This window comes from Afipia clevelandensis ATCC 49720 (genome assembly GCF_000336555.1).
Lineage (GTDB): Bacteria > Pseudomonadota > Alphaproteobacteria > Rhizobiales > Xanthobacteraceae > Afipia > Afipia clevelandensis.
In genome coordinates, this window is the sequence record NZ_KB375281.1 from 976,901 (window position 1) to 992,898 (window position 15,998).

The 15,998-nt window shown below is 61.9% G+C and carries 13 protein-coding genes; 8 read left to right on the top strand and 5 right to left on the bottom strand.

Going from position 1 to position 15,998, the window contains the following annotated elements; all coding sequences use genetic code 11:
- The first annotated feature begins 2 nt into the window (after positions 1 to 2).
- From HMPREF9696_RS04495 to HMPREF9696_RS04505, 4 genes are all read left to right on the top strand, one after another.
- Positions 3 to 1,757, top strand: a complete 1,755-nt coding sequence (locus HMPREF9696_RS04495; RefSeq protein ID WP_002711768.1) for a NirA family protein — start codon at positions 3 to 5, stop codon at positions 1,755 to 1,757.
- Positions 1,757 to 3,379 (top strand): sulfite reductase subunit alpha, encoded by a 1,623-nt coding sequence (locus tag HMPREF9696_RS04500; protein ID WP_002711769.1) that lies wholly within the window; start codon positions 1,757 to 1,759, stop codon positions 3,377 to 3,379. Before HMPREF9696_RS04495 ends, HMPREF9696_RS04500 begins: the two co-directional genes overlap by 1 nt.
- Positions 3,380 to 3,562: 183 nt before the next feature.
- A complete protein-coding gene (locus HMPREF9696_RS21765; RefSeq protein ID WP_002711770.1) occupies positions 3,563 to 3,715 on the top strand; it encodes a hypothetical protein in 153 nt (50 codons plus the stop codon).
- 28 nt (positions 3,716 to 3,743) lie between these two features.
- A complete protein-coding gene (locus tag HMPREF9696_RS04505) occupies positions 3,744 to 6,449 on the top strand; it encodes a nitrate reductase (protein WP_002711771.1) in 2,706 nt (901 codons plus the stop codon).
- Here HMPREF9696_RS04505 and HMPREF9696_RS04510 read toward each other — a convergent pair.
- From HMPREF9696_RS04510 to pxpB, 3 genes are read right to left on the bottom strand one after another with little or no spacing between them, the layout of a single operon-like run.
- Positions 6,433 to 7,200: a LamB/YcsF family protein gene (locus HMPREF9696_RS04510; protein ID WP_002711772.1), complete on the bottom strand. Its 768-nt coding sequence runs from the start codon at positions 7,198 to 7,200 to the stop codon at positions 6,433 to 6,435. The two genes, HMPREF9696_RS04505 and HMPREF9696_RS04510, sit on opposite strands and share 17 nt — an antisense overlap.
- Before the next feature lie 17 nt (positions 7,201 to 7,217).
- Positions 7,218 to 8,261: a 5-oxoprolinase subunit C family protein gene (locus HMPREF9696_RS04515; RefSeq protein ID WP_002711773.1), complete on the bottom strand. Its 1,044-nt coding sequence runs from the start codon at positions 8,259 to 8,261 to the stop codon at positions 7,218 to 7,220.
- Positions 8,258 to 9,013 (bottom strand): 5-oxoprolinase subunit PxpB, encoded by a 756-nt coding sequence (gene pxpB, locus HMPREF9696_RS04520; protein WP_002711774.1) that lies wholly within the window; start codon positions 9,011 to 9,013, stop codon positions 8,258 to 8,260. The genes HMPREF9696_RS04515 and pxpB overlap by 4 nt, the downstream gene beginning before the upstream one ends.
- Before the next feature lie 160 nt (positions 9,014 to 9,173).
- Between pxpB and HMPREF9696_RS04525 the strand changes: the two genes are divergently transcribed.
- Positions 9,174 to 9,878 carry a ribonuclease activity regulator RraA gene (locus tag HMPREF9696_RS04525; protein ID WP_002711775.1) on the top strand — a complete coding sequence of 235 codons (705 nt, stop codon included), beginning with the start codon at positions 9,174 to 9,176 and terminating at the stop codon, positions 9,876 to 9,878.
- A 43-nt stretch (positions 9,879 to 9,921) separates the two neighbouring features.
- On the opposite strand, the gene HMPREF9696_RS04530 is transcribed toward HMPREF9696_RS04525, so the two are convergent.
- On the bottom strand, positions 9,922 to 10,128 hold the full coding sequence (locus HMPREF9696_RS04530) for a hypothetical protein (protein WP_002711776.1): 207 nt from the start codon (positions 10,126 to 10,128) through the stop codon (positions 9,922 to 9,924).
- 198 nt (positions 10,129 to 10,326) lie between these two features.
- On the opposite strand from HMPREF9696_RS04530, the gene HMPREF9696_RS04535 reads away from it, so the two are divergent.
- Together HMPREF9696_RS04535 and HMPREF9696_RS04540 are read left to right on the top strand one after the other, a co-directional pair.
- Positions 10,327 to 11,166, top strand: coding sequence for an SDR family NAD(P)-dependent oxidoreductase (locus tag HMPREF9696_RS04535; RefSeq protein WP_002711777.1), 840 nt, complete (start codon positions 10,327 to 10,329; stop codon positions 11,164 to 11,166).
- Positions 11,167 to 11,258: 92 nt separating this feature from the next.
- Complete coding sequence (locus HMPREF9696_RS04540) at positions 11,259 to 11,456, top strand: hypothetical protein (protein ID WP_002711778.1); 198 nt, start codon at positions 11,259 to 11,261, stop codon at positions 11,454 to 11,456.
- 48 nt (positions 11,457 to 11,504) lie between these two features.
- On the opposite strand, the gene HMPREF9696_RS04545 is transcribed toward HMPREF9696_RS04540, so the two are convergent.
- A complete protein-coding gene (locus HMPREF9696_RS04545; protein WP_002711779.1) occupies positions 11,505 to 12,350 on the bottom strand; it encodes a transglutaminase-like cysteine peptidase in 846 nt (281 codons plus the stop codon).
- 568 nt (positions 12,351 to 12,918) lie between these two features.
- Here HMPREF9696_RS04545 and HMPREF9696_RS21015 point away from each other — a divergent pair.
- The coding region (locus HMPREF9696_RS21015) for a VCBS domain-containing protein (protein ID WP_002711780.1) at positions 12,919 to 15,998 on the top strand (3,080 nt) is incomplete at its 3' end.

A 15,998-nucleotide genomic window follows, 5' to 3' on the forward strand; every position in this document is an offset into this window, starting at 1 on the left:
AGATGTCCAGCGACTTTTCTCCGGAGCAGAAGCGTTATCTCGAAGGATTCGTGTCAGGGTTATCGGCTTCGCGTGTGGCGCGGAGCAGCGCGCCTGCGAAGTCCGAGCCGGTCGGACCCGATGCGATTCATCTGAAAGCGCAGGACCGCACCATCGCGGCGGGCGGGAAACTCAACGACCAGGAGAAGTTCAAGCGCGATGAGCATCCGTTCGATGCCTATCCGCGTCTTGTGAAGCAGGCGGAGAACAACGAGCCGCCGAAGCCGCAGGACAACTTCCGCTGGCGTTACTACGGCATTTTCTATGTCGCCCCGACACAGTCATCCTACATGTGCCGGATGAGAATTCCGAACGGCATTCTCAAGCACTGGCAGTTCGCGGGCGTTGCCGACCTCGCGGAGAATTTCGGCGGTCCCTATGCCCATGTGACCACGCGCGCCAATCTGCAAATCCGCGAGATCGAGCCCAAGAACGCCATCAACGTCATTGAGGGGTTGCAGGATCTCGGCCTGTGCTCGCGCGGCTCCGGCGCGGACAACATCCGCAACGTCACCGGCACATCCACCGCCGGCATCGACCCGCAGGAGATTCTCGATACGCGGCGCTATGCCCGCGAGTGGCACTATCACATTCTCAATGATCGCTCGCTCTACGGTCTGCCGCGCAAGTTCAATGTGGCGTTCGACGGAGCAGGGCGCATCGCGACGCTGGAGGAAACCAACGACATCGCGTTTCAGGCGATAGAGGTCCTTGAGGGACATGGCGTCGAGCCGGGCATTTATTTCCGGCTGGCGCTCGGCGGCATCACCGGCCACAAGGACTTCGCCCGCGACACCGGCGTGATCCTCAAGCCGAATGAAGCGACCGAGGTGGCCGACAGGATTGTGCGGGTGTTCATCGAGAACGGCGACCGCACCAACCGCAACAAGGCGCGGCTGAAATATGTGCTCGATAGTTGGGGCTTCGACAAGTTCCTTGCCGCTGTTGAGGAGAAACTGGGCCGCAAGCTCCTCCGCGTTCCGGCAGAAGCCATCGCACCGCGCCCGACCTATGACCGCTTTGCACATATCGGGGTTCATCCGCAGAAGCAGGCGGGATTGAACTGGATCGGCGTCGCGCTGAAGCTCGGACATCTGTCGCCGGAGCAGATCCGGAGCCTTGCGAAACTTGCCGCCGATTTCGGCGACGGCGACATTCGCCTCACGGTCTGGCAAAACCTGCTGATTTCGGGCGTTGCCGACGCCGATGTCGCGACCGTCACGGCAGCGATCGAGGCGTTGGGACTTTCAACGGCAACGTCGGCGCTCCGCGCCGGCCTGATCGCCTGCACCGGAAAGACCGGCTGCCGCTTCGCCGCCGCGCACACCAAGGAAAGTGCCGACGAGATCGCAACCTGGTGCGACGAGCGCGTCCCGCTCAAGACGCCGGTCAACATTCATTTGACCGGCTGTCATCATTCCTGTGCTCAGCACTATATCGGCGACATCGGCATGATCGGCGCGCGCGTTCCAATCAATGACGATGGCGATACAGTGGATGGCTTTCACCTGCTGGTCGGCGGAGGTTTTGGGACCGAGGCGACCATGGCGCGCGAGCTGTTCCAGAACGTGAAAGCCGAAGATGCGCCGCGCACCGTCGAGCGCGTGCTCAAGGCCTATCTGACCAATCGCGCATCGGACGATGAGACGTTCGTGACCTTCGCGAAACGAACCGACATCGAAGCGCTCAGGCGCATGGCCGAGATGGAGGCGGTGTGATGAACCAGATGACACCTCCAGCGCCGCTTCAGATCATCCCGGAGACCGCCCCGTTCTCGCAGGAACAGCGCTCATGGCTGAACGGCTTCTTTGCGGGCCTCGTCTCGCTCGATAACGCCGTCACCCCTCTGTCGCCCGAGCAGGGCGAAGCCGTGATGAAGGGCGCAGCAGGGGACGGCGATGACGGCGAGGCGCCGTGGCATGACCAGACCATGCCGCTTGCCGAGCGCATGAAACTCGCCGAAGGACGCCCGATCCGCCGCAAGATGATGGCGGCCATGGCGCAGCAGGACTGCGGCCAATGCGGCTACAATTGCCATGACTATTCGGAAGTGATCGCCAACAAGAGCGAGGCGCGGCTCAATCTTTGCGTTCCGGGCGGCAAGGAAACCGCGCGGATGCTCAAGTCACTTTATGAAGAACTTGAGAAAGCGCCTGCTGCCACGTCGGCGCCATCCGCGGCTGTTGCGGCAACTCCCGCCCTCGTCGCTGCGGCCCCTGTGGGCGAGCCCGGCCGCTCGCGCGACAATCCGGCGAAAGCGACCTTCCTGTCACGCCGTGAGGTCAACAAGCCGGGTTCGGAGAAAGAGACATGGCACATTGAATTCGATCTCGCGCAGGCGGGCCTCGATTATGTGGTCGGCGACTCCTTCGGCGTGTTCGCGGCCAACGATCTTGGTCTTGTCGACCAGATCATCGCCATGCTCGGCGCGTCTCACATGACCGAAGTCAACGGCAAGCCTTTGCGTGAAGTGCTGCTCAGGGACGTGTCGCTGTCTCCGGCGCCGGACACGCTGTTCGAGCTGATCTCGTTCGTAACCGGCGGCGCGCAGCGGGAGAAGGCGCGGGCGCTGGCATCGGGCGACGATCCGGACGGCGATGCGGCCAATCTCGATGTGCTGGCAGCGCTGCAGAAGTTTTCCGGCGTTCGCCCGCATCCGGAAGCCTTTGTCGAAGCGCTCGAGCCGCTGCAGCCGCGCCTCTATTCGATCTCGTCATCGCACAACGCCACGCCCGGCAAGCTGTCGCTGACGGTCGATGCGGTGCGCTATGTGATCGGCAAACGCAAGCGCCTCGGGTTGGCCTCCACGTTTCTGGCAGAACGCATCAATCCCGGCGACACGCTCGGCGTCTATGTCCAGAAGGCGCACGGTTTCGGTTTGCCGCAGGATCCGAATACGCCGATCATCATGATCGGCCCCGGCACCGGCATCGCGCCGTTCCGCGCCTTCCTGCATGACCGGCAAGCGACCAAGGCGCCGGGCCGCAACTGGCTGTTTTTCGGCCATCAGCGCAGCGAATACGATTTCTTCTATTCGGACGAGTTGAACGCGATGAAGGCGTCCGGTCTGCTGACGCGGCTGTCGCTGGCCTGGTCGCGCGACGGTGCCGAAAAGTTCTACGTGCAGGATCGCATGCGCGAGGTCGGCCGAGAATTGTGGACCTGGCTGGCGGACGGTGCTCATGTCTATGTCTGCGGTGACGCCAAGCGAATGGCCAAGGATGTGGAGCGTGCGCTGGTCGATATCACCGCCCAGTTCGGCGCACGGTCGACCGATGAAGCCATTGCGTTCGTGGCCGACCTGAAGAAGAAGGGCCGCTACCAGCAGGACGTCTACTGATGGCAGACCGGGGCAAATCACCGGCGCTGCCGGAGAGGGTTCGTTCACGAGGGGCTACTTGGGGAGGAATTTCCTCTCTTGTCGCGGGCGGCGGTGCAAGTTTATCGTCTTTTTTGGGCTCGCCTTGTAAGTCCCTGACAAAGCAATTCAATATCCCGTCACATGATCCGTTGGAGATCGGCGATGCGCGATGTTGTGTCAGAAACCCAAGTTATTCGCAGCGTCCGGGCGACATCCGCACAGGCGGAAGATCGCATGCACATACTCGCCGTCTACGGCGCCTTTGCCCTGATCGCCGCCATCGTGTTCGGCACGCTGTCTTTTCATCCGTTCTGATCTCTGATTGCGTCATGCGGGGTGCCGCATGACGAACCTCGATCCGTCCCTCGCACCGGTCAAAACCACCTGTCCCTATTGCGGGGTCGGCTGCGGCGTCATTGCGACGCCGGACGGCAAGGGTGGCGCGAACATCGCAGGCGATCCCGAACATCCCGCGAATTTCGGCCGTCTCTGTTCAAAGGGGTCTGCACTGGGCGAAACGCTTGGGCTGGCCGAACGCCTGCTTCACCCGATGATCCGCTGCTCGAAGGGCAATCTCGAGCCAGTGGCCTGGACCGATGCGCTCGATCATGTCGCGCACCGGCTGCAGCACATTATTGCCAAGCATGGGCCGGGGTCGGTCGCGTTCTACCTGTCCGGGCAGTTGCTGACGGAGGACTACTACGTCGCCAACAAGCTGATGAAGGGATTCATCGGAACGGCGAATGTCGATACCAATTCGCGGCTCTGCATGTCGTCCTCGGTTGCGGGGCATCGCCGCGCGTTCGGGTCCGACACCGTACCGGGCTGCTATGAGGATCTCGATCAGGCGGATTTGCTGGTCCTGGTCGGATCGAACGCGGCCTGGTGTCATCCGGTCCTGTTCCAGCGCATGATTGCCAACAAGCAGTCACGCGGCGCGCGCATTGTCGTAATCGACCCGCGCCAGACGGAAACATCGGGCGATGCCGATCTGTTTCTGGGTCTCAAGCCCGGGACAGACACAGCGCTGTTCAGCGGATTGCTGTCATATCTGGCCGACAACGGCGCGCTGGATCGCGCCTATATCGACGAACACACATCAGGCTTCGAGGAAGCGCTGGCCAAGGCACGCAGCATCGCAGGCAGTGTCACAGCGACCGCATTGGCGACGGGGCTTTCCGAGGCGGATGTCGCGGCGTTCTTCCAGATGTTCGCCAAGACGCAGCGGGTCGTCACGCTCTATTCGCAGGGCGTCAATCAATCCGCACAGGGCACCGACAAGGTCAATGCAATCATCAACTGTCACCTTGCCACCGGTCGCATCGGCAAGCCGGGCGCGTCGCCATTCTCGCTGACCGGCCAGCCGAACGCGATGGGCGGACGCGAGGTCGGCGGCCTCGCCAATCAGCTCGCCGCCCATATGGGCTTCACGCCGCCGGATATTGATCGCGTCCGCCGGTTCTGGAAAGCGCCGCGCATCGCCACCCATGAAGGCCTGAAGGCCGTGCAGATGTTCCAGGCCATCGGGCGTGGCGAGATCAAGGCACTGTGGGTCATGGGCACCAATCCTGCCGTGTCTCTGCCGAACGCGGACGCCGTTCGCGCCGCGATGAAGAAGCTCGACCTGCTGGTGATTTCGGAGAATGTTCAGTCCAGCGACAGCATCAATTCCGGCGCGCATGTTTTGTTGCCCGCTCATGCCTGGGGCGAGAAGTCCGGCACCGTGACCAACTCCGAGCGGCGCATTTCGCGCCAGCGCGGATTTCTGGCAATTCCGGGCGAAGCGAAGGCGGACTGGTGGATCATGAGCGAGGTGGCGAAACGCCTCGGGTATGGCGCGGCGTTCGCGTACCACTCCGCCGCCGATATTTTCCGAGAGCATGCCGAACTCTCGACCTTCGAGAATGACGGCAGCCGCGATTTCGACATCGGCGCGATGGCGTCGGTTGCCGATGGTGACTTCGACGCAATGGCGCCGTTCATGTGGCCGATGCTTGAGGCCGCCGCTCGACCTCAGTCGCGTTTCTTCGCGGAGGGGCGATATTATACATCCGACCGCAAGGGCCACTTCATCGCGCCGGATGTTCCGATGTTGCGCGGCGCGACCTCGGAAGCGCGGCCCCTGCGCCTGAATACGGGGCGCATCCGCGACCAGTGGCACACCATGACGCGCACCGGCCTCAGTCCGCGCCTCGGTCAGCATCTGCCTGAGCCCTATGTCGAGATTTATCCGGCGGATGCCGCGCAGGCGGACATCGTTGACGGCGGTTATGCGCGGCTCGCGACCGATCTCGGCCAGTGCATTCTCAAGGTGGTTGTCAGCGAGCGGCAGCAGCGCGGCATGCTATTCGCGCCGATCCACTGGAGCGGGGAGAACGCAGCCTCAGCGCGGGTCGGCGCACTGGTTGCGCCGTTCACAGATCCGTTCTCGGGTCAGCCGGAAAACAAGGCGACGCCGGTTGCGATCGAGGCGGTGACATTCGCGCAGCGCGGCTTCGTGCTGTCGCGCAAGCCGATACCATTTCCCAAGGGCGTGTGGTGGTCGCGTGTTGCCGTGAACGGCGGTTATGGCTATCTGCTCGCCGCCAATCTCGATGTTGCCACCTGGAAGACACAGCTTTCGCCGCAAGGCGAGGCGGGTCACGTCGCCGAATACGAAGACAAGGCCCACGGCGTCTATCGCGCCGCACAATTCGACGGCGACCGGCTGGAAGCCGTCCTGTTCATCGGCCCCGTAGACAATCCACCCAACTGGGATGCGGTCAAGGCTGTCTTCGCGGTGGAGACGATCAGCGACGATCAGCGCAGGCTTCTGCTGTCGGGCAAGTCGGCTGATGGCGTTGCCAGCGATGGTCCTGTGGTCTGCGCCTGTTTCGGCGTCGGGCGCGACACCATTTGCGGCGCGATTTCGGAAGGTGCGCGGACGGCTGCGGACGTTGGCGCGAAGCTCAAGGCAGGCACCAATTGCGGCTCCTGCATTCCGGAACTGAAGCGGCTGATCGCGCAGACCGAGGTGCCACAGCCGATGGAAGCTAGCGCCGCAAGCTGAACGGAGCGACGGCGATGCCGTTGCGCTCGAGTTCCGAACGGACCTTGCGCGCGATCTCGACCGCGCCCGGCGTGTCGCCGTGGATGCAGACGGTATCGACCTTGACCGGGATCACCTTGCCGGAGGCGGCCGTGATGGCATTGTCCTGAACCATCCGTACCACGCGCTGCGCGATCTGATCGGCATCATGCAGAACTGAACCCGGCTTGCTGCGCGCCATCAGTTGCGCGTCGTCTTCATAAGCGCGGTCGGCGAACACCTCATAAATCAGTTTCAGTCCGGCGGCGTCGCCCGCGCGCACCAGCGCGGTGTTCGGCAAGACAACGAAATACAGATTCGGATCGACGGCCTTGATCGCCGCGGCAATGGCGCGCGCGGTCATGTCGTCCACGCATCCGACGTTCGACAACGCGCCATGCGCCTTGACATGAGTGACCTTGTAACCCGCCAGCGCGGCGACCGCCTGCAACGCACCGATCTGGTAGGCGACCATGGTTTCGACTTCGGATGATTTCAATCCCGGGACAGGCCGCCGGCCGAAGCCATGAAGATCGCGATAGCCGGGATGCGCGCCGATGCTGACGCCGCGTTCCTTCGCCAGCTTCGCGGTCTTGAGCATGATGTCGGAATCGCCGGCATGGAAGCCGCACGCGACATTGACGCTGCTGGCGAGGCCGAGCATCGCATCGTCATTGCCCATCTCCCACGCGCCGAACCCCTCGCCGAGATCGCTGTTGAGATCAATGGTCATGATAAATCCCTGAGTAATTACGGCTCGCCGAGCGTCTTGGTTTGCCATGTCGCCGTATCGACCGCATTGACGGCGACTCCGGCGACATTGGCTCTCTGCAGTTCCACAAGATTGAGGCTCGATCCGCCTGCGGCATGAATCCGGCCCGGAAGGCCGCGGATGAACTCGGCGAGGGCGCGCGCTTCGCTCTGCGCGCTCTCGACGCTGACGGCCTTGAAGCGGATGGCTGCGCCGGATTGCATTTGCGCGAACCGGCCAAGATCGGCGCTGATCACGGTTGCGATCTTGGGATAGCCGCCCGTCGTCCCGTGATCGGCCATCAGCACGATCGGCTGGCCATTGCCTGGAACCTGAATGCTGCCATGGACCGCACCGTCGGAAACGATGTTGTGTCCGCCGGGATGAACCACCTTCGGTCCTTCGAGCCGATAGCCCATGCGGTCGCTGGTGGCGGAGACCCGCCACTCGCTGCCGAGAAACACATCGCAGGCCACGCCGAATTCGTCGTCCTGCGGTCCCATGACCACGCGGATGGGGGCCGGTGGCGCATCGAACGTATCCAGCGCGCGCTCATGGGGAGCGACCTGGGCTGTGCCGACGTCCAGTACATCGCCATCCTGCAGCGGACGCGGGAAGGGGCTGCCGAGATCGGCGCGCGCGTTCACCGACAGACTCCCGAACACCCGTTCGCCCCTGATGCCGCCTTCGATGGCGAGATAGCTGAACATGCCGTTGCGCGCAGGGCCGAGCTTGAGCGTTTCGCCTTCCGCAATCAGTCCTGTTTCGTTCGACAGCAGCGGCGATCCTGCAATGTCCGCAGCGCGCGCTGCGCCGGCGAGCGCGACACGCACCGCGCCATGGCGCGCCGTGAACGAGGCGCTAAACGGTCCGATTTCGATGGCGGCTGCAAACGGTTCATTTCCGGCAAGACAATTGGCCATCGCGAGTGAAACGCGATCCATCGCGCCGCTTGTGGTGAGGCCATAGCGTTGCGCGCCAAAACGTCCGGCATCCTGAACCGACGTCGCAGGTCCTGTTGTGACGACGACGAGCCGGCTCATGTTGCGATCAGCTCGGCGACAGTTTCGCCGCGCTCCGCCGCGCGGTCGAGTGAATCGAATTCGTTCGCGGCAATGGCGTGGAACACGACGGCGTCGCCCGGCTCCATGAGGAATACCGGATCGCGGTGCGGGTGGAATGTCCGGACCGGTGTCCGTCCCAGCAGGTGCCATCCGCTCGGCGCCGCAAGACATTGCACGCAACCCTGCACCCCGCCGATGGAAATGGTGCCCGGCGGCGTATAGGTCCGTGGGCTTTCCCGGCGCGGCGTTGCGATCGAGGGATCGAGCCCGCTCAGATAAGCGAAGCCCGGCGTGAAACCGATCATGGCCACGCGATATTCGCTGCCGGTGTGTTTTGCGATCACGTCCGATGTCGGGATGCTGTGCGCGCGCGCGACATCGTCGAGGTCGATCCCGTAATCGCCGCCATAGACCACCGGCACGCGCCAGCGCCGGACGCCAGCTTCGGGAGGAACAGGCCGCTGCGCCAGCGCCAGCAGCTTGTCCGACAATTCGGCATAGCCAATTCGCAGCGGATCGTAATGGACGAGGAGGGAGCGATAGGTCGGAACGGTTTCCGTGACCCCGGTGACGCCGTCGCTTGCGACATTGCGATCGAGCGCCAGGACGCGGCGGTTGATCGCCGGATCAATGCTGCTGCCGAACTCGACCGTCAGGGCTGTGTCTCCAGACGGAAGGATGCGAGGTGAAGCGGTCATCGGCGCGCCGGAAATCTCGGGACGGAGGGCCATTTGTCCGACACTCTCGGCGAAATGGCAAATAAGTTGGCGTTATCGCAATGCATAAACGTGCGTTACCGTCTGCGCGATTGCCGCCTTGACGCGATGCCCCGGTTTGGCAACAAGGCTTTGCACCCAATCTGCTGAATCCGACCGTCGCCCGGAGTTTCCCATGCCGCTTACGCCTGAAGCCATCGCAACGCTGAAAAAGATCACGACCGCGACCATCACCACCATCCTCCTCAAGAAGGGGCTTCGGAATGTGTGGCTGCGCGGATCGCGGCCGCTGCGTCCGGGTCAGGAGCGGCTGGTCGGTCCCGCCTTCACCTTGCGCTTCGTGCCGGCCCGCGAGGATCTGGCGACACCGGAATCCTGGTCGAAGCCGATCTCGACCCGCACGGCCATCGAGGCCATGCCGCCGGGCTGCATCGCCGTGGTCGATGCCATGGGGATCACCGACGCGGGAATTTTCGGCGATATTCTCTGCGCGCGCATGGCCAAGCGCGGCGTAACCGCATTGGTCACCGATGGCGTGGTGCGCGACCTCGAAGGCGTACTGGGCACCGGTCTGCCGGTGTGGTGCGATGGCGCCGCGGCTCCGCCGTCCGTGGCGGGTCTGACCTTCGTGAACTGGGGCGAGCCGATCGGATGCGGCGGTGTCGCGGTGTTCCCTGATGACATTATCGTCGCCGATCAGGACGGCGCGGTTCTGATCCCGCAAGCCTTCCTCGAGCTGATCCTCACTGAAGGTCCGGAGCAGGAGGCGATGGAAGGCTGGATCGTCAACGAGGTCAACAACGGCGCGGCGCTGCCGGGCCTGTATCCGATGAACGCCGACACCAAGGCGCTCTACGCCGAGTGGAAGGCGAAGAAGTAACTGCGTGTTTCCCGACGCATGATCCGATCCGGATCATGCGCCGCTAGGTCCGCGGTCTGCGCCATCCCACGACCATCGCCTCGACCAAATGTCCGGACTCGCTGTTGCGCCATTCGCCGTTGATACGGCGGCATCCGAATGGCAATTCATATGTCCCGCTTCTGTCCTCGCACAAAACCTGAACCGTCTCGTCAGGCGACGGCTCTCCATTGCCGTCGAATTCCGCCAGCCGTTGTATGCGTGTGGCCATCGGCAAATCCTTTTCGAGATAAATGCGCCGGTTCCGCAATCATCGGCGCAGGGACGTAAAGCCGAAGTAAGACGCTCGGGCGTGTCCATTTTAAGACGCCCGCACGCGATGAACGCGGAATTGAATCCCGTATCATGCTGGCCTTCATTCACCAGATCGTGACATGATGCGCGACATCACTGCCATTCAGGGGACAGCATGCGCGAGCTTGCAGGCAAGACAGCATTCGTAACAGGCGGAGCTAGCGGAATAGGTTTCGCGCTCGGGCGAGCGTTCGCGGAAGCCGGCATGAAGGTCATGCTTGCTGACGTTGAATCGGATGCTCTGGCGGCTGCCGTGAACAGCCTGCACAATGTGGGGCCGGGCGTGCGCGGGATTGATTGCGATGTCGCGGATGCCGCAAGTGTCGAGCGCGCGGCGAAGGCAACGTTCGATGCCTTCGGCAACGTTCACATCGTTTGCAACAATGCGGGTGTCGCCGCAGGCGGCGGAATCGACGAGATCGCGCTCGATAGCTGGCGATGGGTGATCGACGTCAACCTGTTGGGTGTCGTTCATGGCATCCGCGCCTTTCTGCCGCATATGCGCGCCCACGGCGAGGGCGGTCACATCGTGAACACGGCCTCCATGGCCGGCATGCAGAGCGGACTTGGCTTCAGTCCATATACCGCCAGCAAGTTTGCCGTGGTCGGCATGTCGGAAGGACTCGCACCGCAACTGGCGCCATTCGGAATTGGAGTGAGCGTGCTTTGTCCGGGATTTGTCCGCACCCGCATCGGCGAGAGCGGCCGCAATCGTCCGGACCAGTATGGCGCGGCGCAAGTGCCCGAGCCGGGAAGCGCGACCGCGATGCTGGTTGCCATGGTCGACGAGATGATCCGCAACGGAATCGACCCGGCGGACGTGGCCGCCCGCGTGCTTGCAGCCATCCGGGCGAACGAACTCTACGTTTTCACGCACCCGGAGATGCGGACCGAGGTCGAGAACCGGTTCACTGCCATCACGACGGCCTTTGACAGGGCCGCGGCTCCGGTCTGATTTTTTTGATGGTAGCCCGGTGTTTCATCAGTCGGGACAAGCATTGATTCACTTCCTCAGGCCGAACATGAGCGGCGGAAAGGAGTGCATCCATGCGTCAACTCATTCTCGCGATTATCGGCGCCGGCGGTGTTTTCCTGCTGGCAGGCGCCCTGCGGAACCGTGGCTGGCCGCTGGCCGACGAGGTCTGTGTGCGCGGCGCTGTCCTGTGTGACAATCCCGGATGGATCCTCGGCGTCGTCGCACTGCTGGTGTTTGTCGCCACGATCCAGAGCATCGCCAAGACGTGAACGCGCAACGTGAATTCAGGTCAGCCGGACTGACCTGAATTGCGCGATCTACATCGCAAGCATCATCCAGGAATCTTCGGCCGCGAGCATGGCGGTGTTGGAGCCGATGACCGGGATCGAGGCATCGGCGACCGGATTCTGCCTTGCGGTTTCGGCGGGGCGAGGCTCGGCGGCGTTCGCGAACACGGGCTGCTCGAAACGCTTCGCGCCTTCGGCGTCGATTGCGAACAAGGGCCGGTATTTGTCAAAGCCATTGTCCTCGACCATGAGGAATGTGCGGTTGTCCAGGACACGCCAGCGGCCGCCCGACCGCGCTGCGACCACGGCGTGGTCATCACCGGTCGCCGTCTCCCGAATGATGACGAGGCGGAGGTCTTTTTCCGGAACGCCGGCCGCGCGCAGGGCCACGAGCTTGGCAATGGCGTAGTCTTCGCAATCGCCTGCGCCTGATGCCAGCGTGACAAGCGGCGACGACCAATAGTCTTCCTGGCCATACTGCGCACGGTCGCTCACCGGACGAACGGCAAGGTTGATCGCGCGGTTGACTTCGCCGAGGCGTGCAAGCCCTTCGCGGGCCGTTGCGGCGCTGACGATATCGAGAAACCGGAGGGCTGGCTGGAATGCGCAGTGCTCGCGATCAGCGGCGCAGGCGGCAATCACATCCGCCTCGGCGGCTATGGTTTTCGCGACTGCCAGCCATTTCGCGCGGAGCGGCCCATCGGTCAGGGTGGAGGTAGACAGGCCGAAAGGCTCGTCACTCACATGTGTCGCGAACCCGGTTGCCGCGGGATTGTCGGGCTGCACGTAGGCCGCCGCGTGCGCGTCCGCGTTGAGCAGAATCGCGACCAATGCAGTTGCGAGAGCGCCTGCGCGCACTGTTTTGAAAGCCGACATGTGACGCCCCTTGTCCGGACATCGGCTCGCCAGATATGCGCGCTCGTGGCCGGATCATTTCGTCACAAGGAGTAGGCCGGGTAGCCCTTTCGGAGGCTTAAACCGGACCGCATCGCGGCAATTTCGTTTCAAATATGCGGAATTGACCCTGACCGGATCGTCTAAAATTGTAGATAAGGCTAACGCCGGTGTTCGCAAGCGCGAAGGACCTGCTATCGACAGTATTTGATGTATAGTTCGGCTATATTCTGAGATTATCTTGTGTCGTTCAAGGCTATTGGAAAGACTTCTTGATTTTTAGTCACACTGAAAACAACTCATTTCAGGTTGATGTGCCGGGTCCAACGGTAGGTTTGATCGATTGAACTTGCGCAAGATATCGAACTTATTTCATTGGCTTACGAGGTTTGGCTTAATCGTCCGCGTGGGCGCGCTGTCATATTACTTAACAGCGGCATGTAGAACTGCCGGCTTTAGTTCATTCCACTATGGGGCCGGATGGTTTGATGCTATGAATTCGGCATTCTCAATTTCTTAACAATAACTTTTTGATACGGGCGGGCAGGGTTTGAATTTCGCCGGACCATTTGTTTCGGAGCCATCGCACGTTTCCCCGGTTTCGCTGGGGGGAGATGGTTTTACCTTCAACAAGCCCGGCTTTATCCAGCACAATCCATCAGACAGCCACGTCGTCATTCCTGATGCGCATCTGCTGTTTTCCGGGGACTACACGCGGATCGGCAGCGATCTGATCATTTCCGGTGATGGCCAGAAACTGGTGGTCGGGAATTACTTCAAGGGCGAAACGCGGCCCGCGCTGACCTCGAAGGACGGCGCGACACTTGCCGGCCATGTCGTCGATGCACTGACCGGCCACGTCCACTACGCGCAGGCCAATGCGGCCGCGCCGGCAGCGGGGCAGGTAATCGGCAATGTGCTGAAACTGTCCGGCAGCGCGAGCGCGATCCGCAACGGCGTGTCCATCGAACTGCATATCGGCGACGCCATCCAGAAGGGCGATGTGATCCAGACCGGATCGGACTCGTCGATCGGCATGACCTTTGTCGATGGCAGCGCATTCGGCATGACATCGAATGCCCGCATGGTGATGAACGAGATGATCTACGATCCGAACGGATCGTCGAATTCGTCGCTCATCAGTCTGGTTCAAGGCACCATCACCTTTGTCGCCGGGCAGACGGCGAAGAACGGCAACATGCGCGTCGAAACGCCGGTTGCCACGATGGGTATTCGCGGCACGGCCGTTCTGGTTGAAATCGGAGCGAACGACGGTCCGACCAAGTTCTCGGTTCTGGTCGAGCCGGACGGACATACCGGATCCTACAATCTGTACGACAAGGCGACCGGCCAGTTGATCGGCACCGTGTCGCAGGCCGGGCAGGTGACCTTCGTCACGAGTCTCGGCCTCGGCCAGCCGCCGTCGGCGATCGAACAACTGAAGACGCTGCAGGACCAGCAGAACGAGAAGGCCATCATCCAGCAGGTCTTCCAGCTCTATTTCCCGAACTACAATCCGGACGACTCCAATCCAAAGTCGCCGAAGTTCGGCCACAACACCAGCGGCAACAATCTCGCCGAGATCATCTTCACGACGAATTCAAACGCGCAGCAGACGTTCCTGACGCAAATCGAACTGCGCTTTGCCGTGACCGACCCGATCACCGGCATCACGACGTATCAGAACAAGATTTTCTATAACGCAAAGGCCTCGTTTTCGGCGGATTCGGTTTTTGGAAACCAGGCTTTCGTGCCGACCACCGAGAGCTTCAAGTTCGCGGATGTGGTCAAGATCGACGATCCGGATATCGGCAACGCGCCGTTCTACGACATCGGCGTTCCTTTTGTCGCCGGCAGCGCCATCATCAAGAGCGCGGTCAGCACGATCCCGCAAATGAGCGAAGCCTTCCTGAAGTCGCTCCTGAGCATCAATCAGACCACGGGCCTCGTTTCGTTTGATCGCCAGCAGTTCAATTTCCTCGATGACGGGCAGACCGTCACCTTCAAGATTCAGGTCACCGCCACATCGGGACCGGATACAGGTCTTGTCGAAATTCCTGTCACGATCACAGGCGAGAACGATGCTCCGACGATCGTGGTCGGGGCCGCAACGACAGTTACCGGCGACGTGAAGGAAGACGTCGCGATCACCTCGGGACACATCGGGACGAACGGCAAGATTACCTTTCAGGACTTCGACCTCACCGATGCGCACGCCGCGACGGTCGATCTGACCTCAACAGCATCAAGTTTGCCGCACTTCGTCGCCGGCACCGAGATCGGACATTTCACGATTGATCCGGTCGCTGAAAACCTGACCGATACGAATAATCACGGGACCGTCGGTTGGCACTTCACGCTGAATGACAATGATCCGACACTGCAATCGCTGGCCGAAGGTCAGACGATCACGCAGACCTATACGATCACGATCACTGACAATAACGGCATTCCGGTCACGCAGACGGTCACCATCACGATCACCGGCACCAACGACGCGCCTATGCTGGCGGCGGATACATCAGTCCATCAGGCCGATGAAGTCGTCAACACAACGAACTCTTCGGTCGAGGATGTTGTGAACGGATCGCTGTCATTCACGGATGTCGATCTGTCGGACACCCATACCGCGACCGCGGCGCTTCATCCGGGGACGTCGTCGGTCGTCTGGTCCGGCGGCGCCTACAGCGGAATTCCATCCGCCACGCTGGCGGCTCTTGGCACCGCGATGAAAACCACGGTGAACGACAGCACCGACACTGGTGCCGGATCGGTCGGCTGGGAATTCAAGCTGCCGGATCACCTGTTCGACTTCCTCGCCGATGGCGAAACGCTGACGCTGACCTACGATGTCACGATCACCGACAACAATGGCGTGTCGTCAACGCAGCAGGTGACTGTCCAGGTCGGCGCGGCGAACGACCAGCCAGTCATCTCCGTGATCGACAATTCATCCACCTTGCAGGAAGACGTCGGCGTTCAGCCGGGCAATCTCCTGACCGACAGCGGATCTGTCACCTTCACTGACACTGACCTGACGGACACACATACGGCGCATGTGATCTTCAACAATGCCGTGGGAGGCAACGGCGGATCGGTGAATACCGCTTTGCTCACCGCGCTCGGAACGGCCCTGAGCGTTCCGTCGTCGGCACTCGCCACAGGTGTCCATACATTCGGCTGGGATTTCGCGCTGAATAACAGTCTCGTCCAGTACCTCGGCGCGGGCGAGACGGTCACCGCGACCTACACAATCACGGTCGGGGACAGCAGCGGCGACAGCAACGATACATCCATCGGGCAGACGGTGACGGTCGTCCTGACCGGCACGAACGATACGCCGGTCATCACCGCGGTCGATGTCAGCGGCGCGGTGACGGAAGATACGGCGCTGGAACCCGGCAACGTGCTGCATGATACGGGGTCAGTGACGTTTGCGGACGCCGATGCGACAGATCACGAGACCGCCAGCGTCGCGTTTGTCGGCGACACGACAACATCTGCTGCCGCCATTCCCGGGGCGCTGCATACGGCGTTGCAGAACGCCCTGACGCTGCAGAACGATTCATTCACGTCGAACACCGGCACGATCACCTGGGACTTCAATCTCGACAACAGCCTGGTGCAGTA

Excerpts from the sequence above, each read along its gene's own strand:
- HMPREF9696_RS04495 (WP_002711768.1), top strand. The coding sequence starts at position 3 with ATGTCCAGCGACTTTTCTCCGGAGCAGAAGCGTTATCTCGAAGGATTC.
- HMPREF9696_RS04500 (WP_002711769.1), top strand. The coding sequence starts at position 1,757 with ATGAACCAGATGACACCTCCAGCGCCGCTTCAGATCATCCCGGAGACC.
- HMPREF9696_RS21765 (WP_002711770.1), top strand. The coding sequence starts at position 3,563 with ATGCGCGATGTTGTGTCAGAAACCCAAGTTATTCGCAGCGTCCGGGCG.
- HMPREF9696_RS04505 (WP_002711771.1), top strand. The coding sequence starts at position 3,744 with ATGACGAACCTCGATCCGTCCCTCGCACCGGTCAAAACCACCTGTCCC.
- HMPREF9696_RS04510 (WP_002711772.1), bottom strand. The coding sequence starts at position 7,200 with ATGACCATTGATCTCAACAGCGATCTCGGCGAGGGGTTCGGCGCGTGG.
- HMPREF9696_RS04515 (WP_002711773.1), bottom strand. The coding sequence starts at position 8,261 with ATGAGCCGGCTCGTCGTCGTCACAACAGGACCTGCGACGTCGGTTCAG.
- pxpB (WP_002711774.1), bottom strand. The coding sequence starts at position 9,013 with ATGGCCCTCCGTCCCGAGATTTCCGGCGCGCCGATGACCGCTTCACCT.
- HMPREF9696_RS04525 (WP_002711775.1), top strand. The coding sequence starts at position 9,174 with ATGCCGCTTACGCCTGAAGCCATCGCAACGCTGAAAAAGATCACGACC.
- HMPREF9696_RS04530 (WP_002711776.1), bottom strand. The coding sequence starts at position 10,128 with ATGGCCACACGCATACAACGGCTGGCGGAATTCGACGGCAATGGAGAG.
- HMPREF9696_RS04535 (WP_002711777.1), top strand. The coding sequence starts at position 10,327 with ATGCGCGAGCTTGCAGGCAAGACAGCATTCGTAACAGGCGGAGCTAGC.
- HMPREF9696_RS04540 (WP_002711778.1), top strand. The coding sequence starts at position 11,259 with ATGCGTCAACTCATTCTCGCGATTATCGGCGCCGGCGGTGTTTTCCTG.
- HMPREF9696_RS04545 (WP_002711779.1), bottom strand. The coding sequence starts at position 12,350 with ATGTCGGCTTTCAAAACAGTGCGCGCAGGCGCTCTCGCAACTGCATTG.